This window comes from Dermacoccus sp. PAMC28757 (assembly GCF_014302635.1).
Taxonomy (GTDB): domain Bacteria; phylum Actinomycetota; class Actinomycetes; order Actinomycetales; family Dermatophilaceae; genus Dermacoccus; species Dermacoccus abyssi.
This window is the reverse complement of the sequence record NZ_CP060292.1, coordinates 540192-563654: the sequence shown is the minus strand read 5'-3', so window position 1 is coordinate 563654 and position 23463 is coordinate 540192. Positions and strand designations below refer to the sequence as shown.

Annotated in this window: 24 protein-coding genes; 9 read left to right on the top strand and 15 right to left on the bottom strand. The window is 68.4% G+C overall.

Translation table 11 applies throughout. The features are described 5' to 3' along the window. Positions 1-15: 15 nt before the first annotated feature. The gene (locus H7F30_RS02755) at positions 16-1149 is read right to left on the bottom strand and encodes an L-dopachrome tautomerase-related protein (RefSeq protein ID WP_187036560.1); all 1134 of its coding nucleotides are present in this window, start codon (positions 1147-1149) and stop codon (positions 16-18) included. A 144-nt stretch (positions 1150-1293) separates the two neighbouring features. Here H7F30_RS02755 and H7F30_RS02750 point away from each other — a divergent pair, with 144 nt between their 5' ends. Further along, a complete protein-coding gene (locus tag H7F30_RS02750; protein WP_222617838.1) occupies positions 1294-1860 on the top strand; it encodes a multicopper oxidase domain-containing protein in 567 nt (188 codons plus the stop codon). Positions 1861-2050: 190 nt separating this feature from the next. Here the strand turns inward: H7F30_RS02750 and H7F30_RS02745 are convergent, their stop codons facing one another. Beyond that, positions 2051-3406 carry an FAD-dependent oxidoreductase gene (locus H7F30_RS02745; RefSeq protein ID WP_187036556.1) on the bottom strand — a complete coding sequence of 452 codons (1356 nt, stop codon included), beginning with the start codon at positions 3404-3406 and terminating at the stop codon, positions 2051-2053. A gap of 184 nt (positions 3407-3590) precedes the next feature. On the opposite strand from H7F30_RS02745, the gene H7F30_RS02740 reads away from it, so the two are divergent. From H7F30_RS02740 to H7F30_RS02730, 3 genes are read left to right on the top strand one after another with little or no spacing between them, the layout of a single operon-like run. Continuing rightward, on the top strand, positions 3591-5096 hold the full coding sequence (locus H7F30_RS02740) for an NAD(P)/FAD-dependent oxidoreductase (protein ID WP_129666301.1): 1506 nt from the start codon (positions 3591-3593) through the stop codon (positions 5094-5096). After that, positions 5093-5893, top strand: coding sequence for an SDR family oxidoreductase (locus H7F30_RS02735; protein WP_205744914.1), 801 nt, complete (start codon positions 5093-5095; stop codon positions 5891-5893). The genes H7F30_RS02740 and H7F30_RS02735 overlap by 4 nt, the downstream gene beginning before the upstream one ends. Before the next feature lie 47 nt (positions 5894-5940). Then, the gene (locus H7F30_RS02730; protein ID WP_129666303.1) at positions 5941-6687 is read left to right on the top strand and encodes a DNA alkylation repair protein; all 747 of its coding nucleotides are present in this window, start codon (positions 5941-5943) and stop codon (positions 6685-6687) included. A gap of 9 nt (positions 6688-6696) precedes the next feature. Here the strand turns inward: H7F30_RS02730 and H7F30_RS02725 are convergent, their stop codons facing one another. Further along, positions 6697-7830 (bottom strand): GNAT family N-acetyltransferase, encoded by a 1134-nt coding sequence (locus H7F30_RS02725; protein ID WP_187036553.1) that lies wholly within the window; start codon positions 7828-7830, stop codon positions 6697-6699. Positions 7831-7838: 8 nt separating this feature from the next. Next, positions 7839-9155, bottom strand: a complete 1317-nt coding sequence (locus H7F30_RS02720; protein WP_187036552.1) for a glutaminase — start codon at positions 9153-9155, stop codon at positions 7839-7841. Positions 9156-9382: 227 nt separating this feature from the next. On the opposite strand from H7F30_RS02720, the gene H7F30_RS02715 reads away from it, so the two are divergent. Then, complete coding sequence (locus H7F30_RS02715; protein ID WP_052946844.1) at positions 9383-10054, top strand: methyltransferase domain-containing protein; 672 nt, start codon at positions 9383-9385, stop codon at positions 10052-10054. 21 nt (positions 10055-10075) lie between these two features. Here H7F30_RS02715 and H7F30_RS02710 read toward each other — a convergent pair whose 3' ends face one another. Together H7F30_RS02710 and H7F30_RS02705 are read right to left on the bottom strand one after the other, a co-directional pair. Beyond that, a complete protein-coding gene (locus H7F30_RS02710; RefSeq protein WP_129666310.1) occupies positions 10076-10780 on the bottom strand; it encodes an NUDIX domain-containing protein in 705 nt (234 codons plus the stop codon). Between the two features lie 65 nt (positions 10781-10845). Continuing rightward, on the bottom strand, positions 10846-11517 hold the full coding sequence (locus H7F30_RS02705) for an exonuclease domain-containing protein (protein ID WP_129666312.1): 672 nt from the start codon (positions 11515-11517) through the stop codon (positions 10846-10848). Positions 11518-11706: 189 nt separating this feature from the next. Between H7F30_RS02705 and H7F30_RS02700 the strand changes: the two genes are divergently transcribed. Then, a complete protein-coding gene (locus H7F30_RS02700; protein ID WP_187036550.1) occupies positions 11707-11955 on the top strand; it encodes a hypothetical protein in 249 nt (82 codons plus the stop codon). Between the two features lie 100 nt (positions 11956-12055). Here the strand turns inward: H7F30_RS02700 and H7F30_RS02695 are convergent, their stop codons facing one another. Continuing rightward, positions 12056-12949 carry a glucose 1-dehydrogenase gene (locus H7F30_RS02695; RefSeq protein ID WP_047310826.1) on the bottom strand — a complete coding sequence of 298 codons (894 nt, stop codon included), beginning with the start codon at positions 12947-12949 and terminating at the stop codon, positions 12056-12058. A 133-nt stretch (positions 12950-13082) separates the two neighbouring features. Further along, positions 13083-13994 carry a DNA-formamidopyrimidine glycosylase family protein gene (locus H7F30_RS02690; RefSeq protein ID WP_187036548.1) on the bottom strand — a complete coding sequence of 304 codons (912 nt, stop codon included), beginning with the start codon at positions 13992-13994 and terminating at the stop codon, positions 13083-13085. 119 nt (positions 13995-14113) lie between these two features. Here H7F30_RS02690 and H7F30_RS02685 point away from each other — a divergent pair, with 119 nt between their 5' ends. After that, positions 14114-14632, top strand: a complete 519-nt coding sequence (locus tag H7F30_RS02685; protein ID WP_187036546.1) for a hypothetical protein — start codon at positions 14114-14116, stop codon at positions 14630-14632. A gap of 3 nt (positions 14633-14635) precedes the next feature. On the opposite strand, the gene H7F30_RS02680 is transcribed toward H7F30_RS02685, so the two are convergent. The 7 genes from H7F30_RS02680 to H7F30_RS14760 all read right to left on the bottom strand — a co-directional run bounded on the left by H7F30_RS02680 (position 14636) and on the right by H7F30_RS14760 (position 19680). Beyond that, positions 14636-15334 (bottom strand): hypothetical protein, encoded by a 699-nt coding sequence (locus tag H7F30_RS02680; RefSeq protein WP_187036544.1) that lies wholly within the window; start codon positions 15332-15334, stop codon positions 14636-14638. A gap of 105 nt (positions 15335-15439) precedes the next feature. Beyond that, complete coding sequence (locus tag H7F30_RS02675; RefSeq protein ID WP_047310821.1) at positions 15440-15715, bottom strand: Rho termination factor N-terminal domain-containing protein; 276 nt, start codon at positions 15713-15715, stop codon at positions 15440-15442. 50 nt (positions 15716-15765) lie between these two features. Then, positions 15766-16431 carry a TrkA family potassium uptake protein gene (locus H7F30_RS02670; protein ID WP_047310820.1) on the bottom strand — a complete coding sequence of 222 codons (666 nt, stop codon included), beginning with the start codon at positions 16429-16431 and terminating at the stop codon, positions 15766-15768. Beyond that, complete coding sequence (locus tag H7F30_RS02665) at positions 16424-17773, bottom strand: TrkH family potassium uptake protein (protein WP_118914752.1); 1350 nt, start codon at positions 17771-17773, stop codon at positions 16424-16426. The genes H7F30_RS02670 and H7F30_RS02665 overlap by 8 nt, the downstream gene beginning before the upstream one ends. A 128-nt stretch (positions 17774-17901) precedes the next feature. Next, positions 17902-18591, bottom strand: a complete 690-nt coding sequence (locus H7F30_RS02660) for an LppP/LprE family lipoprotein (protein WP_187036542.1) — start codon at positions 18589-18591, stop codon at positions 17902-17904. Between the two features lie 172 nt (positions 18592-18763). Then, positions 18764-19372: a hypothetical protein gene (locus tag H7F30_RS02655; protein WP_187036541.1), complete on the bottom strand. Its 609-nt coding sequence runs from the start codon at positions 19370-19372 to the stop codon at positions 18764-18766. A 146-nt stretch (positions 19373-19518) separates the two neighbouring features. Further along, complete coding sequence (locus H7F30_RS14760) at positions 19519-19680, bottom strand: excalibur calcium-binding domain-containing protein (RefSeq protein ID WP_255464999.1); 162 nt, start codon at positions 19678-19680, stop codon at positions 19519-19521. Between H7F30_RS14760 and H7F30_RS02645 the strand changes: the two genes are divergently transcribed. Continuing rightward, the gene (locus tag H7F30_RS02645; protein WP_187038130.1) at positions 19667-20185 is read left to right on the top strand and encodes a hypothetical protein; all 519 of its coding nucleotides are present in this window, start codon (positions 19667-19669) and stop codon (positions 20183-20185) included. The genes H7F30_RS14760 and H7F30_RS02645 overlap by 14 nt on opposite strands. 324 nt (positions 20186-20509) lie before the next feature. Then, a complete protein-coding gene (locus H7F30_RS02640) occupies positions 20510-23461 on the top strand; it encodes a hypothetical protein (RefSeq protein ID WP_187036539.1) in 2952 nt (983 codons plus the stop codon). Positions 23462-23463: the final 2 nt, after the last annotated feature.

The following is a 23463-nucleotide window of genomic DNA, read 5'->3' as shown; positions in this document are numbered from 1 at the left end:
TGCTGCTGACCCGCCTCAGCGCAGCAGCACCGGCCCGGCGTCGATGGCGAAGCGGAACAGGTGGTACGGGTAGACGCGCAGATCCTGGCCATCCTGATACTTCGCCTGGCGGTGCAGCTGATTCGCGGTGACGTACAGGTGCCCGTCGCGGGCCACCGACATGGTGTCGGGCCAGAGCAGCCGCTCGTCGTGCACAAGGGTCTGCATCTCACCGTCGGGCAGCCGTCGGAGGACGGCATTGTGCTCCCAGTTCGTCGCGTACAGCCGGCCCTGGTCGTCGCTCTCGAGGCCGTCGGCACCGCCGCCCTTGTCACCGTGATCGACGACCGTCGCCGCCACGTCCTCATCCGAGAGCGCGCGGTCACGCAGGGCCGCGGTATCGACGCTGTACCACCGACGCGAAATGAGCGGGCAGTACCAGAGCCGTTCGCCGTCGTGGGAGATGGCGATGCCGTCCGCGCCCATCTTCACCGGCTGAGGCGCCTCGCCCGCGCTGCGCTCGGCGAACACCCGTCCCTCGGCGACCGGCACCATCTCCCCGGGCGGCAGGGCCTTGGTGGTCGGATGGTCGTGGAGGCGCCGCCAGGCCGCGCCTGACGCAAGATCGACGACGATGATCCCGTTCGGACCCTGGTCGGAGGAGTCGGTGATGTACGCGAAGCCCGCCTCCCCCTGCCGCAGATCGAACCGCACGTCGTTGAGGTAGGTGGTCGGCAGGGCGACATCCGGCTCGAAGAGGATGGTCTGCGTGATCTCGTCGGTGGTGAGGTCGATGCAGACGAGCTTAGGCCCGCCGCGCTGCGTCTCCTCGAACAGCGGGCTGCCGGTGTCGAGCACCCACAGACGATCGGCGGGGTCGATCACGATGCTCTGCACCGACACGAAGGCATCCGGGTCGGCCTTGCTCTTCGCCTGGTTCGCCTCCGCGCTCGGGTACGGCTTCACGGCGCCGTCGACGAGTTCGACGACGGTGGCGGGCACCTCGTCGCCCCACTTGGGGAAGTTCACGAAGATGCGCCCGGTGTGCGAGACGCTCACGCCGGTCGGCATGGGGCCGTCGGTGAAGGTGTGCACCACCTCGAGCTCACCGCGCGGGGTGTCGGAGACGTCGATGGCCTGGTCGTCGCGGCCGAGAAACGGGTTCGTCATGTGTTCGAGGCTAGCGGATGGCCCGCGCGCCGCCCAGGGGGTTGCGCGCGGCGCTCGCACCGATCGGACGGTGTGCTCGAGGTCGACGGGGGCCGCCTCGTCGACCACCACGAGCATGCCTGGATAGGAGTCATTCCCCCGCGGGTGCGTGGAGCTGCTCACCCGGAGATGTGGAAGTTGAAGGAAGTCGAGGGCGACGTGCCCGCAGACACGCCCGACGTCATCCGCATTGCCACACAGGACGGCGGTGTCACGATGCTACGCCCCGTGGCCAAGCTGTTCGACGACACGGTGACGCTACGTTTCGGCGAAGGTGACTGGGCGGTGTGGAACATCGTGCACCTGGATGGCCCCGAACACCCCATGGACATCCACATGACCGACTTCCAGATGCTGACGCGTCGGCAGTGGCCCCTGACGAACGGCAACGTCCCCGGTTTCGACATGACGCTGGGCGCGACTCCGACACCCCTGCCCGTGCCGTCAGCCGGCCGTCCGATCGATGCCATCACGGCCGGCCGCAAGGACACGTGGGTCGTCAAGCCCGGAGAGTGGGTGAGCATTCTCGGCGAGTTGGCCGGTGCAACGGGCAGTTTCATGTATCACTGCCACATTCTCGATCACGAGGACCACACCATGATGCGGCCGTTCGTCGTGCTGCCGAAGCCGTTGCTGGCCTTCCACGCCGGCCACGGGGGCGGTCACCACTGACGTCTGCGACACAAGGGTGTGCGCCGACGTGATCGCGAGATTGCGCCCGGCGCACACCGTCGCGGCCCGGCCCGGTGGCGCACGCACACCTCGCCTGCCTGACCGCCGAGTCTTCAAGGGCGAGCACTGAACGCCCGTCGTGCGGCGCATCGCGGACGTGACGGCGCGGGCCGGCGCTTGCGAGAGGACGTCAGTCGAGCGGCTTCAGCTCGCCGAGCACCTCGTTGAAGCCCTCTGTGCTCGAGGGGTGCGTCCAGATGCCGTCGCGCAGGTCCGAGACCTTCGCGCCCAGGCGCATCGCGAGCGCCACGAAGTTGATGAGCTCCTGCGAGTCGATGCTGAACACCGTCGCACCGAGGATCTCCTCGGTCTCGGCGTCGACGAAGACCTTGAACAGGCCACGCGTGTCGCCGACGATCTTCGGGCGCGGCATCGCCGCGATCCTCTCCACCGGCTTCGACGCCACGAGTACCTTGCGGCCGCTCTCGCGCACCTGCTTCTCGTTCATGCCCACCATCGACAGCGGCGGCGTGATGAACGTCGAAGTCGGCACCGCGACGCGGTCGCTGCGGCGACGCGTGCCGTCACCGACGATGGCGTCCCACACGATGCGGTTGTCGTCGAGCGAGATGTACGTGAACTGCGGGCCGCCGTTCACGTCACCCACCGCGTAGACACCCTCGACGGACGTCTGCAGCTGGTCGTCGACCTCGATGAAGCCGCGCTCGTTGGTGTTGATGCTGGCGGCGTCGAGGCCGAGTTCCTTCGTCGCAGGCGTGCGGCCCGCCGCGACGAGCACGGCGTCCGCCTCGAACTCACCGGCGCTGGAACGCGCGACGACGGCGTCCGCGGTTTCGGAAAACTCCTCCACCTTCACGCCCGACTCGACGCGGATGCCCTCGGCCTTGAGCGCGTCGAGGACGGCCTCGGCGACGTCACGGTCGACGGCGGGCAGGGACGTGTCGCCGCCGTCGAGCACCGTCACCTCCGAGCCGAAGTGGGCGAACATGTTCGCGAACTCCAGACCCACGAAGCCTCCGCCGATGACGACGAGACGCTTCGGGAAGGGCTCGACGTGCTGGATGGTCGTCGAGTCATAGATGCGGTCGCCGTCAGCCCCTGGGATGGGCAGGCGGGCCGGCGTGGCACCCGTGCCGACGATGATCTTCGACGCTGTTACGTTGACCTCGCCGTCGGCGGTGTCGATGCTCACCTCGTGCGGCCTGACGAAGCGCGCCGTGCCGTCGATGAGCGTCACGTTCGGCTTCTCGACCATCTTGTGATTGGCCGCGTTGAGCTTGCTGATCAGCGCGTCACGCCCCGCGACGGACTGCGCGAAGTACTCGGCCGGGTCGTCGCTCTCGCGGCGCTGCTCGGCCGAGACGACGAGGTCCTTCGTCGGAACACACGCGATGTTGATGCAGGTGCCGCCGTACATCTTGGGGGAGCGCTCCACGAGCGCCACCGAGTGCCCGGCCGCCGCGTACCGCCCTGCGAGCGTCTTGCCCGCCTTGCCCCAACCGATGACCAGAAGGTCGACGTCCACTGAGTGCTCCTTCACCTGGCGCGCTGATGTTCTGCCGTCATTGGCCGGAACGAGCCATCGACGTCGGATATTTCGCGTCGTGCACCGGTTCAGGACGAACGTCCGTGAGTTCGCTCAAACTCCACCGACGAGTCCGAACCGGTCGGTAGCGTGGCGTGGGTCACGTCGGACGGAAGGAAACGCCATGACCAACGAAACCACCCCCGAGGTGCTCGACGTCGTCGTCATCGGCGCCGGCCTCTCCGGAATCGGCGCGGGTTACCGCCTCACCGAGCGCATGCCCGACCTCAAGTACGCGATCCTCGAACGCCGCCCCTCGCTCGGCGGCACCTGGGATCTGTTCCGCTACCCCGGCATCCGTTCCGACTCCGACATGTACACGCTCGCCTACCCCTTCGAGCCGTGGCGGCACGAGCGCGCCATCGCTGCGGGCAGCGACATCCTCGACTACATCAAGCACACCGCGACGAAGTACGGCATCGACGAGCACATCCGCTACGAGCACGAGGTCGTGCGCGCCGACTGGTCGAGCGAGGACGCCCTGTGGACGCTCACCGTCCGCACCGCCGACGGCGAGCAGGAGGTGCGTACCCGCTTCGTCTACGCCTGCAGCGGCTACTACTCCTACGACGAGCCGTACAAGGCCGACATCCCGGGTATCGACGACTTCGGTGGCACGGTCATCCACCCCCAGTTCTGGCCGGCCGATCTCGACGTCACGGGCAAGCGCATCACCGTCATCGGCTCGGGTGCCACCGCCATCACCCTTGTGCCGGCGCTCGCGGACGCCGGCGCCGACGTGACGATGCTGCAACGCACCCCGAGCTTCGTGCTCGGCCAGCCCGGCCGCGACCCTCTCAACCGCCTCCTGCGCGGACGAGTGAGCGACGAGCGTCGTCACGCGATCCTGCGCAACAAGAACGTCTTCCTCCAGTGGGGCTCCTACCAGTTCGCCCGTCGCGCCCCGAAACTCGCCACCAGAGCACTGCGTGCCGGTGTGCGTATGAGCGCCGGCACGAGTCACGTGGACAACTTCACCGCGCCGTACAACCCGTGGGATCAGCGCCTGTGCCTCGTGCCCGACGCCGACCTGTTCAAGGTGATCAAGAAGGACGGCGCCCACGTCGTCACCGACACGATCGAACGTGTCGAAGCCGGTGGCATCCGCACCACGTCGGGCACGTTCATCGACGCCGACATCATCGTGACGGCCACCGGCCTCTCCCTCGAGATGCTCGGCGGCGCCGAGGTGTTCGTCGACGGCGACAAGGTCGACCTCTCCGAGCGCCTCGCCTACCGCGGCTGCATGCTCGAAGGTGTGCCGAACGTCGGCATGTGCGTGGGCTACATCAACGCGTCGTGGGGGCTGCGCAGCGATCTGTCCAACCGGTTCATCGCGCGCGTCGTCGAGCACATGCGCACCACCGGATCAGACATCGCGACGCCTGTTGCGCCCCCCGGTCTCGAACGGGCGCCCCTGCTCGAGATGGAATCCGGCTACCTTCAGCGCGGCGCGGCGCTCATGCCGCGCAAGGCGAAGACTCCGCCGTGGACGATGCGCCAGGACTACCTCGCCGAAGCCCGCGAGATGAAGAACCCGCCCGTCACGACGGATATGCGGTACTCGCGCCGTGGTGAGCCGGTGGCAGCGACGCCGACCTCCGACGGCGTCGAGGCCAGTGCGCGATGAAGCTGGGACGCTCGTCGTCTGGGCCGAAGACGATGCTCGTCACCGGTGCGGGCGCCGGCATCGGCCGGTCGATCACCCGCCGGTTCGCCACGGCCGGATGGCGAGTGGCCGCCTGTGACATCGACCTCGCCGCCGTCGAGGCGCTCGCGAGCGAACTCGGTGCGAACGTCGTCGTCTACGAACTCGACGTCGTCGACCCCGCAGGCTGGCAGCGCGTGCTCGGTGAGTTCTGCGGCGACGGCGGGCTCGACCTGCTCGTCAACAACGCCGGCATCGTATCGCCGGGTTACTTCGTCGATGTGCCGCTCGGTGCGCACATGGCTGCGGTCGACGTCAACCTAAAGGGCGTGATGACGGGCTGCCACACGGCGTATCCGTATCTGCGCCGCGGCAATTCGCCCCAGGTCGTCAACCTCGCGTCGGCGTCGGCGCTCTACGGTCAGGCCGAGCTCGCCGGGTACTCCGCGACGAAGTTCGGTGTGCGCGGGTTGAGTGAAGCGCTCGACCTCGAGTGGTCACGTGACGGCATCCGCGTCCAGGCCATCTGGCCGCTGTTCGTCGCGACCGCGATGACCGAGAACATGGACATCGGCACCGTGAACCGCATGGGCGTGCGGCTCGGACCGGACGACGTCGCGGCGGCTGTGTGGAAGGCCGTCAATCGCCCGCGGATGTTCGACGCCGTCCGCTCGATCCACCGGCCGGTCGGTGCGAACACGACGGTGTCGATGCTCGCGACGGCCGTCAGCCCGTCGTGGATCCAGCGTCACATCAACGGGTACCTGGCGCGGCGCTGACGTCTTGGTGCGCGAGGGCGCGGGGTGTACCTGAGTAGCCTGCGTCCATGAGCGCCCCCATGACCGCTCTGGCGGACGAACTCGTCGAGCGGCTTCGCAGTCTCGGCGATGCCGATGACGCGGTGGCAAAAGCTCGCTATTTGCTGGCGTTTCCGGGCGGGTACGCCGAGGGTGACGAGTTCGTCGGTGTGCGGGTGCCGCAGGTCCGGGCGCTCGCCAGGGACGTGCGACGCAGCGTCGAATTGGACGACCTCGACGCGCTGCTCCAGCACTCGATCCACGAGGCTCGACTGCTCGGCGCTGTCCTTGTCGTGGAGCTCTACAAACCGGCCAAGACTCCGCCAGAAAAACGTGACAAGGTCATTGAGCTGGTGCTCGCGCGGATCGAGAACCTCGACAACTGGGACCTTGTCGACACCGTCGCCCCGCACACGCTCGGGCGGTGGCTGCTCGACAAGGCGGAGGCCGAGCAGGATCGGGTGCTCGACGATCTCGCCGCGTCACCGTCGCTGTGGCGCAGGCGATTCGCGATGGTGACGACGCTCGGCATGATCCGTGCGGGGGAGTTGCGCCAGACCTTCAGGCTCGCCGAGCTTCTCGTCGACGACGAGCACGACCTCATGCACAAGGCGGTGGGGTGGATGCTGCGCGAGGCGGGCTTGCGCGACCGGGAGATGCTCGACGCGTTCCTCGAGCGTCACTCCACGGCGATGCCCCGCACGGCCCTGCGCTCCGCGCTCGAGAAGCACGACGCCGCGTCACGCCAAGACTTCATGGCGCGACGCAGCACGTGACGCTGGCGGTCAGAGGGCCGACGAGGGTTCATCGCGCGGCAGCAGGCTCTGGGGGTCGTAGCCGAGACGCTCGAGGTAGCGCTGGGCGCCCCGTGAGCTGAGCATGCTCCACGTTCCTGCGACAACGGCGAACACCGCCAAGGCCGCGAGCACGAACACCGTGGCGTTGCTTCCGTCCGCGAAGTGCACGGCCGCAAGGATGAGCAGGACGACGAGGGAGACGCCGAGCGCCCACACGCTCGTCTTGTACTGCAGGGCAAGGCGTCGCGCCTCGGTAAGTTCGACGTACTGGAGCACTGGGTCGACGCTCGGGTTGGCGGTGCGCACGGCCCGGCGGACGGTGCGACGGCGACGGAAGTCGAGCCCGAGCACGAGCGGGACGAGGCCGTCACGATGCCCACCGAGGATCGGTCGACGTTGGCTCATCGCCATGAAGAAATTGAGGGCACCGATGAGGCAGGCGACGACGAAGAACGTCAGGTCGAAGGTCTGCGTGAGCACAAGGACGGCGGCGAAACCGGGCAGCACCGCGGCATTGAGCACCTGACGAAGCCAATAGCGACGTCGGGCGGCAGGACGCAGGTCGTCGATCTGCGCGGCGATCGACCCCTCGGGCGCGATGTGTTCCACGTGAAACCTTCCCTTGATCGCGTCCACAGCAGTGGCGGTGGTCACGGTGCGCCAACCGCGCCGCGCGTACATCGCGGAAGCAGCGGCGTGAACGGGGAGGACATCGAGCACCGGGACGAGGCCACGATCGACGATGTCGGCCTCCGCTTGGGCCAGCAACGCACGTCCGACACCGAGGCTACGGGCCTCAATGCTGGTGAACAAGGTTGTGACAGAGCGCAATCGATCTACCTGGATCCCCAGCCCGTCCCGGAAGATCTCACCGAAGTCGTCCTCGCTCACGATGCCGACCGCGACGTGGCCGAGGAGGCGCGGGCCCTCGTGAGCGACCCACGCGTTCTCATCGCTGCTGCGTGCGACGAAGTCGACATCTGGCATGGGAAGCGGCCACCGGAACGGGTACCGGCTCGACGCTTGTTGCCTGGCGAGGATGTCGGCCAGCACCGGAAGGTCCGACGCTTCGCGGGCCCGCAGACCGAAGGTCAGCTCGCGGTCGCCGAGGTATTCGCCCATGCGCCGGTCTACCGGGCGCGAATCTGAGCGGCGACGTCGTCGAGGTTGTCCGCCATGCCGACGTGGACACCGCGTCCGACGTTGTAGCCGTCGGTGTCGAGGCGCCCGCGCGTCAGCTCGGCGTCGTCGAAACCGGCGAACCACACGTCGTGGCCCTCGGAATCCAGGCGACGCACCGACTCCCAGAGCATGCGGATCGCCGGCTCGTCGAGCGCGTGAACGTCGACGAGGTCGAACACGACGATCTCCGGCTTCGGCGGCTCGTCGACGACGAGCCGGACGGCGCGCTCGGCACCCGCGAAGCGGATGTCGCCCTGCAGGTCGTAGACGTGTGCTTCGACGCCGTCGAGGAGTTCGACGACCTCCGAGCGGCGCACGACCGAGCGTGCCGGCGGCGGGACGTCCATGAGGTGCATGTCCATGTCCTCGCTCAGGCGCTCGAACACGTCGACGCCGCGCGCCGAGGTGCCGTGCGGGTCGAGCGGCGGCGAGAACGTGGCGAGCCCGACCTGCCCCGGCAGCGCGCCGAGGATGCCGCCGCCGACACCGCTCTTCGCCGGGATGCCGACGGCGGTGAGCCAGTCGTCTGCGGCGTCGTACATGCCGCACGAGAGCATCACCGACATGACGTGGCGGGCTGTGCGCTGGCTGACGACCTGCTCGCCCGTCACCGGGTGAAGGCCGCCGCCTGCGAGCGTCGTCGCCATGATGGCCAGGTCGCGCGTCGTCACGACGACGGCGCACTGCTCGACGTAACCGCGCACGATGACGTCCGGGTCCTCGGGCAGGATGTCGTAGCTGCGCAGCATGTGACCGATGGCCATGTTGCGGTGAGCGGCGCTCCACTCGGACTCCGCGACCTCGGTGTCGATGCGCAGGGCGTGCCCGGCAAACGCCGAAAGTCCCTCCAGGACGCGCGCGACCCGGGTTTCCTTCGAGTCGTCTGGCTCGCAGATGAGGGAGTGCGCCGTGATGGCGCCCGCGTTGATCATCGGGTTGAGCGGACGCTTGCTGCCCGCCTCGAGCGAGAGCTCGTTGAACGCTTCACCGGAGGGCTCCACGCCGATGCGTTCCATGACCTCGTCGAGGCCGCGCTGCTCGATCGCCATGGCGTAGATGAACGGCTTGCTGATGGACTGGATCGTGAACTCGAACCTGTCGTCGCCGGCGGCGTAGATCTTGCCGTCGATCGTCGCGAACGCGATGGCGAAGGTGTCCGGGCTGACGCGCGCGAGCTCCGGGATGTAGTCGGCATTCTTGGCCGACGCATCCGGGGCGCAGGTGTCGAGCAGCTCGTTGAGGTAGTCGAGAATCGGCGATTTCATTGGTTTCAGCCTATGGGGTGGGCTGTTGCCTGCCGCATCCTTCGGGCCGCCCGGACTGTTGACGGTTGGCGCAGTTCGGCGTGGCTGACGCAGTTTGAGTCAGCTCGAACTGCGCCAGGCGCAGCGAACTGCGTCAGCTGTGCTCGGCCACACGCTCGCCTCCGCTAGGGGTTTCTAGGGGTGACTGCAGATGTGGTCAGAGACGGCGATTGAGTGAGGATGGAGCTATGAACACCACGCACACTCACGGCGCCGACGACCAGAACTGGGACGAGATCTACGGCGAGGAGCAGGTCTGGAGCGGCAACGCGAACGTTGCGCTCGTCGCCGCGATGGAGGGCAAGCTTGCCGATCTTCCCGTCGGGCGCGCGCTCGACGTGGGCTGCGGCGAGGGCGGCGACGCCGTGTGGCTCGCCGAGCGCGGCTGGCGCGTGACGGCGCTCGACGTCGCCGAGGGCGCTCTCGCTCGTGGGCGTCACGCGGCGGAAGCCAGGGGAGAGAAGGTCGCCGGCAACATCGAGTGGGTTCACTCCGGCTTGCTCGAAGCGGGCCTCGCACCGGGTCTCTTCAACCTTGTGAGCGCTTTCTACCCCGCTCTTCGTAAGACCGAAGAAAAGGCGATCGAGCTCTCGCTTCCCGCGCTCGTGGCACCCGGAGGCGTGCTCCTCGTCGTCGCGCATGACGGGATCGACCGCGAGGCCGCTCTCGAACGCGGCTTCGATCCGGACGACTATGTCGCGCCCGACGACATCGTCGCTGCATTGCCGCACGGCTGGCAGGTCGAGCGTTACACGGCCGAGCGCCACGTGACGGAGGGCCGCGGCGCGCATCACCACGCGGACGTCGTCGTCATCGCGCGCCGCAGTGCGGAGTCCGGCGGGGTCGACGCGCAGGAGTGACGCCGATTCTGACGGCTGCGCTCAGCGATCCCCACGCACCGACGCGCGGGTGAGCGGCGGGTAGATGGTGCGGGCGCTGCCGGCGCGGTAGAGCTTCGCCGGACGTCCGCGCCCACTGCGGCTCTCGCCGGTGGCCTCGACGAAACCGTCGACGCTCAACACCTTGCGGTGGAAGTTGGCGGGCTCGAGGGTGCCGCCCCAGACGGCCTCGTAGACGCCGCGCAGCTCCGACATCGAGAACTCGCCGTCGAGGAATGCCGTTGCGAGGCGGGTGTATTCGAGCTTGGAGCGAGCGCGTTCGATGCCGTCGGCGAGGATCTCGGCGTGGTCGAAGCCAAGCGGCATCTCGAGCGCTTCCTCGACCGGAACCCACTGCGCCTCGAGGGCGTCGGTGGCGGCGTGCACCTCGGGCAGATGGGCGCCGAGCACCACCCACGCGACGCTGATGACGCGGTGCGGGCGGGGGTCGCGGCTCGGGAGCGAGTACGTCTTGAGCTGCTCGAGGACGACCTCGCTGCGCTTGATGCCGACCTCTTCGCGCAGTTCGCGGTACGCCGTTTCTTCGGCCGATTCGCCGCGCTTCATGAAGCCACCGGGCAGAGCCCACTTGCCGTGCTCGGTCGTGGCGGCCCGCCGGACGAGCACGACGTGCAGCACACCCTGACGAAGGGTGAGGACGACCATGTCCGCGGCGACGTACGCGACTTCACGCGAGGAATCCGGCATGCCCCAATTCTAGTCAGAGCGATAAATGCACACCCGCCCGGGAGGCTGCAGATTTCACGCGGTGTTCAGCGGCGGCGCAAGGCGCGTGTGGTGGCGCGTCTCGCGCCTCGAGCGCGGCGTTTCCACCGGTGGGCGACACCCGCGAGGCGCCACCAGCGAGCGGCCGGCAGGCACCGTTCGAGCGGCAGTGGTGAGCGCTGGCGACCGGCCTCGTCGAGGCACTGGCGCAGCACGTCGACGAGGACGTGGACGTCCTCGGCCGCACGGTGGGCCTGCGTCACGGGAATGCCCCAGTGTTCGGCGAGCGTGCCGAGGCGCAGATTGCGGCTCGGGATGCCGAGCTGACGCGCGAGCGTCACGGTGCACAGGCGTTCCTCGACCGGCAGTGACGTGTGGGCACGCGCGGCCTCGTGGGCGAGAAACGTCCAGTCGAACACCGCGTTGTGCGCGACGAGGATGCGCCCCTCGAGCAGGCCGCGCAGCGTGCCGGCGACCTCGGCGAAGGTGGGCGCGTCACGCAGGTCGTGATCGGTGAGGCCGTGGATGTGCACCGGCCCGGTGCCGCCCCGCGCCCTGACGAGCGTGCTCCACTCGCTCTCGACGACGCCTGCCGGGCTCAGCTGCGTGACGGCCACCTCGATGACGCGGTGCTTCGTCGGGTCGAGGCCGCTCGTCTCGACGTCCACGACGGCGAAACCGCGCCGCAGGGACGGCGTGGGGGCGCTCGGCGCGGACATGAGGGGCTCTTCTCACTGCTGGGAACAGGCCGCACGGCCTGCGACGCCGTCGTCGTGCGGCGTTGAAACCAGACTAGGAGAGGGGGCCGACAACCCCGGAATCCCGTGGATCCGACGGTCGAATTCGCCGTCTGCGCTCTCCGAGAGTGCGAGGGTTTGATGACAGAGAAGCTGTCGAGAGGGGCTATCGTGACGAAGCGCGTGCTGCACGGCGTCCTCGCCGTCCTTCTTCTCGTGCCACCCCTCGTGTGGTTCGGTGCCCGGAATCGCCTCCTTCCCGAGGCGCTGACCACCGGCGTCGGCGGCATGATCTGCTGGGGTCTCGCCTGGGTGTGCCTCCTCTCGTCCGCGTGGCTGCTCGCGACCGCGTTCACAAAGGACGACGAACCGGAGGAATCCGCGGACGGCGCCTCCGACACGCCTGTTTCCCGCTCCTGAGCGTGCAGCGAAAGCTCCCGATACAACGATTCCCCGTCGGCGCTACCAACAGCGCCCACGGGGAATCATCTCGGCGAACGGTTCTCGCCGACCACGCGGATCAGGGGCTGACCATGCCCCCGTTGATGTTGAGCGTCTCGCCCGTCACGTAGCCCGATTCGGCCGACGCCAGGTAGACGTAGGCGCCCGCCACCTCGGCCGGCTGCCCCGAACGTCCCATCGGCGTGCTCTGCCCGAACTCCGGCAGGGCCTCCTTCGGCTGGCCGCCCGAGACCTGCAGCGGCGTCCAGAACGGGCCGGGCGCCACGACGTTGACGCGGATGCCCTTCGGCGCGAGCTGCTGTGCGAGGCCCTTGCTGAACGTGTTGATCGCGGCCTTCGTCGTCGCGTAGTCGAGCAGGTGATCGCTCGGCTTGTAGGCCTGGATCGAGCTCGTGTTGATGATCGTCGAACCGGCCGGCATGTGCGGCAGGGCTTCCTGGGTGATCCAGAACATCGCGTACACGTTCGTCTTGAACGTGGCGTCGAAGTCGGCGCTCGTGAGGTCGGCGATGTCGTCGCAGTACTGCTGACGCGACCCGTTGTTGACGAGGATGTCGAGGCCGCCGAGCTTCTCCACGGCGTCGTTCACCATGCGGCGCGTGGCGTCCTCGTCCATGAGGTCGCACGGCAGCAGGACGGCCTTGCGGCCGGCGTCCTCGATGAGCTTGCGGACGCTCTCGGCGTCCTTCTGCTCCTCGGGGTGGTAGTTGATCGCCACGTCGACGCCCTCGCGCGCGTACGCAATGGCAACGGCGCGACCGATGCCGGAGTCGCCGCCCGTGATGAGCGCCTTGCGGCCCTCCAGGCGGCCGCTGCCGCGATAGGTGTCCTCACCGTGGTCGGCCTTCGGCGTCATCTTCGTGTCGAGGCCGGGCCAGCCCTGCTGGCGGTCGCTGAAGTTCTCGTTCGTGTACTGCGTGACGGGGTTGGTGAAGGTGTACTGATCGGCCATCGTTCACTCCTCGAGAGATGCGGTGCGAGGCGCGTCGATGCGTGCGGGGCGGCCCCGCGAGCCGACGCGCGCCAGTTCACCCTCGACGTTACGCACCGCGGATGAACATCAGGCAGACCCGAGAGGGTGGTACTCACACCCTTCGGCGACCACCGGCGGGACGCTCGACGAGGGGGCGTTGCGGACGGCGATCGTCGTTCGGTGCGTAGCCGCCCTGACACGTCGGGCAGCTGAACAGTGTTCGTTCACGGCCGGATTCACCGATCATCGCGACGCGCACCGTGTCCGTGCAGCGCACGCACGGCAGCCCGGAGCGGGCGTGGACGCGTTTCGTTTCGCCATCACCGGCGCGACCCGTCGAACTCTGGACACCCGTGGTGGCGCTCGCGAGCATGAGTCGGCGGGCGTCGTCGAGCACCGCGCGCAGCGTCTCCTCGGGCACCTCGGCGACTGTGAGCCAGGGCAGCACGCCGTGGACGAAGAGCATCTCGCTGATCCAGAAGGTACCCAGCCCGGCAAGGTTGCGCTGGTCGAGCAACGCCTCACCGAGGAGGCGCTGGGGCTGGCCTCTCAGGTTGTCGAGGGCGGCATCCAGCCCGGTCTCCGGCCAGCTCTCGGCCAGGATGTCGGGCCCGAGACGGCCGATGATCGCCTGCTCCTCGCTCGTCGGGATGACGTCGAGCAGGCCGAGTTTCGAGGCCACCGCGAGTGCGTCGGAGACGTAGAGCAACGCCCGCGTTGTGTGGCCGCGCTCGGCCCGCCGCACCTGGGTCTCGAGACGCTTCGCCTCGCGCGGAGGAGCGGCATGGGGTGCGACGAGCGTCGACCACCGGCCCTCCATCTTGAGATGCGAATGGATCGTCACGCCGCCGGACAAGCGATGAAACAGGTGCTTGCCGTACGTCGCAACGGGAAGCGACTCCCGCCCCGCCAGATCCGTTGTCGCGAGGCTCGGCACACGAAAGTCGGTGCGTGTGAGGACCTTTCCACTCAGGGAAGCGTCGAGGCGTCGAGCGGTCCAGACGATGGTGTCGCCCTCCGGCATGCTGCCTCCTCGCTCGTCGGATCCTTCTCGTGGTCATCCGACACGAGAGTTTCACGTGAAACGCCCGTGCGCCCCTGCGTGACACGATGAGATGCCACCACCGACCGTCAGGAGACCAGATGTCGTGGGCACGTACCGTGCCGATGCTCCTCACCGGAGTCGTCATGCTCGCAGGATGCTCGGGGGGAGACGAGTCGTCGCAGTCCGAGACGAGCAGTTCAACCTCGTCAGCCGTGAGTGCAACGTCGTCGCCCAAGCCGTCGGAATCGTCGCAGAAGTCGTCGCCCGGCGGCGACGAGCCCATCGGTGACGGCGGCATCGACCTCAAGAGCAAGGCGCCGTCGACGTCGTATCCGGCCGAGCAGCTGTCCGGCCCCCGCGCCGGCGACTGCTACGCCGGGGGAAGCCGCATCTACGACCGTCGCGGCATCACGTGCGCCGACGCGAAGAAGGCCTTGGCCACCTACGAAGCGACAGCCGAGGGGGCCAAGGGCGCATCCTCGAAGGTCGGCAGCTACACGTGCTCGCACAATCCCGATGACATGGTCGGCCAGGGCGCTGCGCCGGGTTCGTGCCTCGACGACGACGAGGCAGTCGTCTTCAACTGGCGTTACCCGGGAGCCGTGCAGCCGCGCTGATCGTCACTCGACGATCTGCTCGACCACCCGGTTGCTCTTCACCGAGAAGGTGCGCGTGAACGGCTTGTTCGGCAGCTCTGCGCACACCTGGTTCTCGCTGCGCTCGGCGCCTTTGACGACGATCGTTCCTCCGTCGACGACCTTGATGCTCTTGATGTAGGTGCCGCATCGCTGAGCGCTCGGCAGGGCGGATGTCGTGAGCTGACGCGGTCCGCTCGGCCCACCCAGCCAGACGATGGGGGTGTCGCTGTAGCCATTGCCCTCCGCCTCCTCGAGCACGACGATCGCGTCTTCGTAGCCGTCGTCGTCGAGGTCGTAGAACAGCGGAGTGTGCGTCCAGAGCTGGTAGTGCGGTGCCACGCTGTAGGTGCGCGTCGAGCCGTCGCTTCCTGCCGTGCGTGCCCGGCCGTTCTTCATCGTGACGCGCGAACCGTCCGCCGTCCTCCACGTGGCGTTCTTGAAGTCGAAGGACGTGATCGCCTCACGACCCGAAGCGTTCGCAGCCGTTGCGCCGGACGTCGGCGTCTTGCTCCAAGCACGCGTCGTGGGTGGAGGGTTCGACGCGGAGGACGGGCCCTCCGTGGTGTTGCTCGCGCTGGACGACGCCGTGCTCGACGGTGACGCAGAGGTGACCTCGTCCTGACATGCCCCGAGGGCGAGCGCGGCGGTGAGCGTCAGAGCGGCGACTGCGGTGGTGCGCATGGTGTTCCCTCCCAGGTGCAGCAGGGCGCGAGTGCCCCTTCACAGCTGAGACGTGGTTCACAGGCCGTCGGTTCCCTGCGAGTTGATCAGGGCCGATCAGCCCGGTCAGTGCGAGCGCAGAGCTTCGATGAGTTCGTCCTTCGTCATCGAGCTGCGGCCCTCGATGTCGAGTTCGGCGGCCCGCTTGTGCAACTCGTCAACGCTCCAGTCGTCGTAGCTGCCCGCTTCGCCGCCCTTCTCGCCGACCTCGCTGCGCGAGGAGTTGGCGGCCGCGTTGGCGATGCGTGCCGACTTCTCCTTGCTGTTGCCCTCTCGACGCAGGGCCTCGTACATCTCGTCGTCCTTGACCGACGGGCCCGGGTCTTCCTTCTTCTCAGCCATCGACACTCCTTGAGATCGCGTGGGATTCAGTGCAATTCCACTGTGCCACGTCAGGTTTCGTCGCTGAAGTTCTCCACGGCGTCACGTTCGCCCGAGACGATGACGATGTCGCCCTCCTCGAGAACGGTCTCCGGCGTTGCATAGGTGAAGCTCTGGCCCGCACGCTTCACGCCGACGACGGTGACGTTGTAGTACGAACGCACGCGCGTCTCGGCGAGGGGCTTGCCGAGAACCGCAGCGGGCGGCTGCGTCTTGATGAGCGCGTAGCCGTCGTCGAACTCGATGTAGTCGAGCATCCGGCCGCGCACGAGGTGGGCGACGCGCTGGCCCATGTCGTGTTCCGGGCGCACGACGTGGTGGACGCCGAGCTGCGTCAGGATGCGCGCGTGCGACTGGCTGACGGCCTTGGCCCACACGTTCGAGATGCCCATTTCAAGCAGGATCGAAGCGGTGAGGACGCTCGATTCGAGGTCGGTGCCGATCGCGATGACGGCGCGGCTGAACTCGTGAACCGAGAGCTGACGCAGTGCCTTGTCGTCGGTGGAGTCGGCTTGCACGACATGCGTCAGGCGGTTGGCGAGCTGCTGCACGAGCTTGTCGGAGGCGTCGATGCCGAGCACCTCGATGCCCTCTCGCTCGAGTTCGAGGGCGAGCGACTTGCCGAAACGGCCGAGGCCGATGACGACGACGCCGTCGGAGAGGTTCTTCCTAGCCAATGATGGGCCTGCCTTCCGGAAGCTTGTAGCGGCGGGAACTCTCGCGGATGGCGAGGGCGGAGACGAGGGTTATCGGCCCGAGTCGGCCGAAGAACATGAGGCCCGAGACGAGGATCTGAGCCGACGGTGGCAGTTCCGGCGTCACCCCGGTGGACAGGCCCACGGTGGCGTACGCCGACGTCGTTTCGAACATTGCATCACGCAGCGGCAGGTGTGTCATCTGCGTCAGCGCGATCGTGCCGGAGATGATCGCGGCGATACCGATGAGCGCGACGGTGAGGGCCTGACGCATGGCGCGCGAGTCGATGCGGCGATCGAACGCCGTCGCGTCCTCCTCACCGCGCACCTCGGCGATGATCGCGATGAGCAGGAGGAAGAAGGTCGTCACCTTGATGCCACCGGCGGTGCCGGCCGAGCCGCCACCGATGAACATGAGCGCGATCGTGGCGATGAGGGTGCCGTCCTCGATGGCGCCGTTGTCCCACGTGTTGAAGCCGCTGCTGCGCGGCGCGACGGAGTGGAAGAGGCCGACGAGCAGCTTGTCGAAGCCGTGGTGGGTGCCGAGCGTCTGAGGGTTGTTCCACTCGAGCGCCGTGAGCAGGATGGCACCGCCGACGAACAGAACGCTCGTCATGAGCAGCGTGATCTTGGTGTGGAGGCTCCAGCGGTGGGGCTTGTGCTGGCGCAGCAGCTCCATGATGACGGGGAAGCCGATGCCGCCGAGCGTCACGGCGATGGAGATGGGACCGACGATGAGCGGGTCGGTGGCGTACGACATGAGGCTGTCGCTGAAGAGCGCGAAACCGGCGTTGTTGAACGCCGAAACGGCATGGAAGACACCGAGGTACGCGGCGCGCCCGAAACTTTCGCCGTAGCCGAGCCACCATCGAAGAACGAGCGCGATCGCCGTCACCGACTCGATGACGACGGTGACGCGCAGGACACCGAGCAGGAGGCTGCGCAGGTCACCGATCGCCTGACTCTTCGTCTCCTGCGCCGTCGTGACGCGCGTGCGCAGCCCCACCTTGCGCGCGAGAACGAGGCCGAGCAGCGACGCCAGCGTCATGACGCCGAAGCCGCCGATCTGGACGAGGACGAGGATGACGACCTGGCCGAACGGGGTCCAGTAGTTCGGGGTGTCCACCGTCGACAGGCCGGTGACGCAGATGGCGCTCGTCGCGGTGAACAGCGACGTGACGAAGGGGGCGCGCCCCGGGTCGTGCGTCGCGATGGGTAGCGAGAGCAGCACCGCCCCGACGAGGATGGCGGCGGCGAACGCGAGGGCCACGACCTGGCTGGGGTGGCGCAGAAATTTGCGACGTCCTCGCGTGGCTGCGGCCATGCCCGCCAGTGTCCCACAGGGGCGTCCTGCGCCTGCCGCAGTGACGGGTTCGTTCGTTGGGCAGAGTTCGCTGCGGTTGGTCCGTGTCGGCGACTACCCAACCGCAGCGAAGTCTGCCCGGTGCTCGATCAGTTCTCGGGCGGGGTGCTGCCGGTCATACGGACGGTGTGGTCGACGTCGTCCCACGCGAAGTAGGCGACGGTGGTGCCGCTCGCGTTCGCGGTGCCCTCGCCCTCCTTGGGCCAGTGGTAGACGACCTTGATCTTGTCGTCGCTGACGCGGGTGATCGTCGGCCAGAAGCCATAGCCCTTGGCCGTCGCCGTGCCGAGGTACTCGCCGTGGCGGAACAGGGCGATCTGCCACGGGGAGCTGCCGGTGCCGCGCTCGATGGGCAGAGCGACCCAGGAAAGGCCGGCGCAGCGGTCCCACCCGTTGATGGAGTAGTCGGCCGTGTACTTCCAGCGGGTGCCGTCGCCGAACCCCGGGTCGTACGGGGGCACTCGCTTGGCAGCGTCGCGTGCGGCCTGGGAGGCGGTGGAGGTGGAGCACTGCGCCTCGGAGTCGGGGGTGCTCGTGGTGCTCGGCGTCGTTGCTGCGGGCGTCGACCGCGTGGCCGACGCGCTCGACGTTGCGGTTCGGGTGGGCGTGCCCGAGGACGTGGTGCTCGAGCCGCCGCCCGAGGCTGACGAGGACGAAGCGCTCGACGACGCCGTGACGCTGGGCGAACCTCCGGCGGTCTGCTCCTGCTGGCAGGCGCCGAGGGTGAGGGTGAGGGCCGTGGCCGCGAGGGCGGTGACGGCGGAGCGGGTGACCTTCATGGCTCTCTCCTTGGTCGTGCCTGCTGATGGTTCTGTGACGCGGGGCACGACGGAGAGGTTCCATGGAGAAACGATCCTTCACAAAGGATCGTTGGGCGGACTCCCCTGCTGTTGGGCCGAGTCGGAGACTGCCCAACCGCAGGAAACCCTGCCCAACGGCCAGCTCAGGGCGTCAGTCGCACTGCCAGCAGATGCCGTTCGCGGGTAGCTGAGTGAAGCACGTGGGGCACACGGGCTTCGGGGCGTCCGCGCGCTCGGCGATGCGTGCCTTCTCGGCGCGACGCTCGGTGCGCTCGCGGCGGGCGACGAGGTGCTCCGGCAGGGTGGCGGTACCGCCGTCGGCGGGCAGGTCCGTGGCGTGCTTGCGGTAGCACAGGAGGCGGTGCCCGGCGGCGTGCGCCTCGACGTCCGAATCGGCTGTCACGGCGGGCAGCTCGACGTCTTCCGCCGTCGGGATGCGCCAGTACGCGGCTCCGACGGTTCCGTCGGCCTTGAGACACAGCGACGTCAGCGGCGGCTCGCCTTGCTGTGCAGCCTGGACGGCACACAACTCGAGGATCTTGCCTGCGAGGGTCGCGCTCGGCGTCGTCGTGCGGAGGCCGGATTCGTCCTGCACCCGCGTCGTGAGTTCCTTGTAGGTCGTCACCGCGTTGTAGCGGGTGGCGGTGTCGAGGAGGAGGGCGTAACCGATGCGCGTCCAGACCTTGAGGGCGTAGGCGAAGGCGACGGGGTTGCCGTCGTCCTCGCGGAAGGTGCCACGGGCGGAGGGGGACGTCGACATCAGGCCTCATCTTTCGTCGGGGTGCGAAGCGCGACGGCGATTATTGCGAACGCCCCGACGTGGCCTGGGTAACACCCCCTCCGCGTCGATTCTGTAGACGTTCCGCGTCGTATGTGACGCCGAACGTCTACAGAATCCGGTGCCGATTACTCGCAGGCGACCCCGTCACCATCGCGGTCGAGTTTGAGGCTGTAGCCCGGCTCGCCAGCATGGATCGGGGCCGCCCCAGCAGCGCGGACGGCCGCACAGTTGGGGTAGTCGGCGGACCCACCCCCTCCTTGAGTCGGCTGCTGCGTGGTCGGCGACACGAGGTACTGCGGCTGCTGTGAAGTTGTCGTCGGATCGGGCAGCGGCGTCGAGGTGCGTGTCTCCGACGGCTCAGGGACGCTGTCGGTTGTCGTGCTCGACGGTGCCGGGGTGGAGGTGCGGTTGTCGTCACCGTTGTCGGTCGCGGACGAGTTGGACGACGAGGTGCTGGAGGACGACGAATCGGACGACGAGGAGTCGCTCGGCGACGACTCCTCAGACGACGAACTGCTGGTCGACGACGAGGACGAGCTCGAGGTGCCCGGGTCGTTCGAACCGTCGTCGCCCTTGAAAAGGCTGATGCATCCGCCCATGAGGGCCAGGAGGAGTACGCCGATGATGACGCAGCCGACGCCGGTCTTGGCGTTGCTGTTACCGCCCGCAGGAGCGGACCGGCTGCGGTTCGCCGTCGCGCTCGGTTCGCTCAGGGGTAGCGCGCGGGTCGCCGAGTTCGAGGAATCCGGCGCCTCCGTCCCGAAGAGACCGCGTGGTCCGGCCGTGGGATAGCCGTAGTCGTCGACCCAGAAGTTCCACCCCTGCGGCGGCGCCGGCCAGGAGGGGTCAGGGCGCCAACCCGGCTCGGGCCGCCAGTTCCATGGCGGACGGGGCCAGCCGGGAGGGGAGTTGAAGTGTTCCATGGTGCCGTTCCTCGTGAAGCGATGCTCTCGCCAGTGTGGGGCACGAACGATCGACGTGTTGACAGTTCGACTGACTCTCCGTCTGATTCTGTAGACGTTCCGCGTCGTATGTGACGCCGAACGTCTACAGAATCCCGGCGGCTGTCGGTGACATCGGCCACAATGGCGAGCGACTGCGCGTGAAGGGGAGCGAATGGGATCACTGAGCACGGGCGGGGGCTCGTCGGCCGTCGCCGCTTCGGCACACGCGGGGTGCGAGCGCTTCCGCCACACCGACCCGATGGTGACCGGCCTCGCGCGTCGTGAACTGGCCGAACGCCTGGGCCACGCGGACGCTGACGGCGGCATCCCCGAGGCGCGCTGGATGCGCGCCATGACCTTCGAACGCCTCGTCAAGGACGAACGCTTCGTCTCTCCGCTGCTCACCACCGCTGTCGGCGACCTGCGCCTGCGCCGCCCCGACGCCGTCACGCGCCTCGACGCGCGCGTCTCCGTCGGTGCCACGGCGCAGGCCCTCGCGCAGGCGCACGAGGCCGCGGTCGAGCACGGCCACTGCACCCTCATCACGTCGCTCGCCGTGCCCTTCGTGGGCCTCGAGGGCGAAACCGGCGCTACGCCCGTCAAGCCCGACTTCGCCATCGTCACACCGCGATTCGCCGACGACCCACTCGGTCCGGGGGCCGCAGGCCCCGACGAACTCGACGAAGCCCTCCAGGCAGCTGACGCGAACGACGAGACGATGACCGCCGTCGCCGACGAAGCCATCGGCAGCTGGCTCGTCATGGGTGATGCGAAGGACTACGAGCGCGTGCGCAGCCGCATCGACGACGGCCGCATGCTCAAGGGCTTCCTCCAGGTCGCCCTCGGCGCCGAGTCCGCGGAAGCCTGGAGCAAGCGGCCCGCCGGCATGCGCGTGCACACCTACGGCGCGCTCGCCGTGCCCCGCAACAGCTTCCTCCAGCCCACCGCCGTCATGGAACGCCTCGACGACCACCGCGCCGAGGTGCGCGCCCGCGCCGCCGAGCGCGAAGCGCTGCGCCAGGAGGTGCACGCCGAAACGGGCGGCGACCACGTGCCCGAGAGCGAACTGCAGGCGTGGGTCGACCACCGCGAGAAGGAGTTCGACCCCACCTCTTGCCAGACCTGCTCGATGTTCCGCTACTGCCGTCACCAGTTGCGCACGTCGAGCGACGCCACCGACGTCCTCGTCGAGATCGGGGCGCCCACCGACGACCGTCCGGCGCTCGCAGCCCTCGTCACCGACGGCGTCGCGCCCGAACGCGCGTCGACAACCCTGACGGCCGCCGTCCGCGCGACCCTCGAGGGAGCGCCGCAGTTCACGCCGCACGGCCGTATCGACCCCGTGGGCGAGGCGGGCACGATCGAGGTCGTCGTCGCGAAGGCCGACAGCAGCGCCCTCGGCGTCTACGGCATGGCCGTTCGCCGGGTGCTCACCGACGGCACCTTGAGCGAACTCGCGTCCTTCGCCACCGCCGAACCGCAGGCACCCGACACCCGACTCGCCGTGATGTCGCTCCTTGGCGAGCAGCTCGCCGCGGCGATGAAAGAGCTCCTCGCAACCGCGCCGCTCGACAAGGACGGTGAGCCCGACCCGAGCCCTGTTCACCTCGTCGTGCCCGACCGCGCCACTGCCGACCTCCTCGTCTCGATCGCCGACTCCCTCGCCGGTATCGAGACGAGCCGCTTGCGCTGGGCGCGCGACCTCGAGGCCGGACGCGAGCCCCTCACCTTCGACGGCAACCCCGCCACCGTGCCGGCTCCGCTCACCGACGAGCAGCGCCTCGCCGTCAGCTTCCTCCTCGAGGACGACCGCTCTCGCGCTCTCGTCGGGCGCAGCACCACTGTCGTCCTGCGTGACGTCGTGGCGCGGCACGTCATTCCCGGCGGCCCGCTGGGTGACGCCGGCCGTCTCGACTATCTGCTCGCGTGGGCCACGCGCGAGACCCCGATCGATCACCGGGCGCTGTCTGATGAGATCGCCGACCGCCACGAGACCCCCGGCGCGCGCCTGAGCCGCGATCGCTCCGACGAACTGTTCTCGCACATCTCGATGCGGCGCAAGCGCCATGAGCAGGAAGCCGTCGAGGGTTCGTTTCACGTGAAACCCCCCGAGGGGCCGCCTTTCCCCGACCTGGTCCGTGACGAGCTCGACTACAAACTCAGCCTGTTCGACGACGCCCGCAGCGTTCTGGCCGATCTGCCCGACGCTCCGACGCGTGTGGCTCACCGGGCGCACGAGGGCGCAGCGCAGGAGGTCTGGCGCCGTCGACTCCACCTGCACGCAAGCGACCTCGTCCGCTTCGGCCGCACCTCGCGGTGGTGGCGCAACAGCCAGGTCGAGATCCTGTCCGGCGACGCCGAGTTCGTCCACGGGCTCGCCATGCTCGGCGACCCGCAGGAAGCGCGCGACGCCGCACTCAACGCCGGCGTCAGGCACGTGGCGCTCGCCCGCGTCGTCGGCGACAACCCGCTCGTGCTTGCCGTCGGTTCGCGGCGCTTCACGGCCGGGCAGAACGTCGTCGCCCTGCACATTAACGACGAGCCGACGATCGCCGAGGGCATCCCCAACGCGAAGAGCCCGACGAAATGGGGACGCATCCCGATCGGCGCCCTTCTCGACCTCGACGACGTCGAACGGGCTGCGCTTCCCGACGAGGCCGCGCCCGTGGGTTATCGGCTCTTCGGCTTCGAACCGGCGAAGCCAACCAAAGGCAAGGAACCGCGCGAACTCACGGTCGGTGACGACATCGTTCTCGGCGATTACGAGAAGTTCGGCAACTTCTCCTACCGCCGCGAGGTCGCCGTGCCGATGCCCAATCTCGACACCTCCAGCGCACCCCGCCCGGCAAGTCGCAACGCCGAGGCGTGCGGGCCGGACTCGTACGCGAACGACCCGGAGAACCACGCCTGGTGCTGCAAACCGCACGAGGCGGCCGAGGCCGAGTTCAGCGACTACCTCGCCGAGCGCCGCGAGGCCGGCGAACTCAACCCGCAGGTGTGGCCGCCGCTCGTCGACACGGATGCCTTCGACATCGCGGAGGGCACGCTGCCGCAGGCCGACGACGAAGACGTCGACGCGACGCAGCCGCCATCCGACCTCACCCGCGACGATCTGGGGGAGTGACC

What these genes read in the sequence shown, in the direction of transcription:
- H7F30_RS02755 (WP_187036560.1), bottom strand. Translation starts at nt 1,149, where the DNA reads ATGACGAACCCGTTTCTCGGCCGCGACGACCAGGCCATCGACGTCTCC.
- H7F30_RS02740 (WP_129666301.1), top strand. Translation starts at nt 3,591, where the DNA reads ATGACCAACGAAACCACCCCCGAGGTGCTCGACGTCGTCGTCATCGGC.
- H7F30_RS02735 (WP_205744914.1), top strand. Translation starts at nt 5,093, where the DNA reads ATGAAGCTGGGACGCTCGTCGTCTGGGCCGAAGACGATGCTCGTCACC.
- H7F30_RS02730 (WP_129666303.1), top strand. Translation starts at nt 5,941, where the DNA reads ATGAGCGCCCCCATGACCGCTCTGGCGGACGAACTCGTCGAGCGGCTT.
- H7F30_RS02725 (WP_187036553.1), bottom strand. Translation starts at nt 7,830, where the DNA reads ATGGGCGAATACCTCGGCGACCGCGAGCTGACCTTCGGTCTGCGGGCC.
- H7F30_RS02720 (WP_187036552.1), bottom strand. Translation starts at nt 9,155, where the DNA reads ATGAAATCGCCGATTCTCGACTACCTCAACGAGCTGCTCGACACCTGC.
- H7F30_RS02715 (WP_052946844.1), top strand. Translation starts at nt 9,383, where the DNA reads ATGAACACCACGCACACTCACGGCGCCGACGACCAGAACTGGGACGAG.
- H7F30_RS02710 (WP_129666310.1), bottom strand. Translation starts at nt 10,780, where the DNA reads ATGCCGGATTCCTCGCGTGAAGTCGCGTACGTCGCCGCGGACATGGTC.
- H7F30_RS02705 (WP_129666312.1), bottom strand. Translation starts at nt 11,517, where the DNA reads ATGTCCGCGCCGAGCGCCCCCACGCCGTCCCTGCGGCGCGGTTTCGCC.
- H7F30_RS02695 (WP_047310826.1), bottom strand. Translation starts at nt 12,949, where the DNA reads ATGGCCGATCAGTACACCTTCACCAACCCCGTCACGCAGTACACGAAC.
- H7F30_RS02690 (WP_187036548.1), bottom strand. Translation starts at nt 13,994, where the DNA reads ATGCCGGAGGGCGACACCATCGTCTGGACCGCTCGACGCCTCGACGCT.
- H7F30_RS02685 (WP_187036546.1), top strand. Translation starts at nt 14,114, where the DNA reads ATGTCGTGGGCACGTACCGTGCCGATGCTCCTCACCGGAGTCGTCATG.
- H7F30_RS02680 (WP_187036544.1), bottom strand. Translation starts at nt 15,334, where the DNA reads ATGCGCACCACCGCAGTCGCCGCTCTGACGCTCACCGCCGCGCTCGCC.
- H7F30_RS02675 (WP_047310821.1), bottom strand. Translation starts at nt 15,715, where the DNA reads ATGGCTGAGAAGAAGGAAGACCCGGGCCCGTCGGTCAAGGACGACGAG.
- H7F30_RS02665 (WP_118914752.1), bottom strand. Translation starts at nt 17,773, where the DNA reads ATGGCCGCAGCCACGCGAGGACGTCGCAAATTTCTGCGCCACCCCAGC.
- H7F30_RS02660 (WP_187036542.1), bottom strand. Translation starts at nt 18,591, where the DNA reads ATGAAGGTCACCCGCTCCGCCGTCACCGCCCTCGCGGCCACGGCCCTC.
- H7F30_RS02655 (WP_187036541.1), bottom strand. Translation starts at nt 19,372, where the DNA reads ATGTCGACGTCCCCCTCCGCCCGTGGCACCTTCCGCGAGGACGACGGC.
- H7F30_RS02640 (WP_187036539.1), top strand. Translation starts at nt 20,510, where the DNA reads ATGGGATCACTGAGCACGGGCGGGGGCTCGTCGGCCGTCGCCGCTTCG.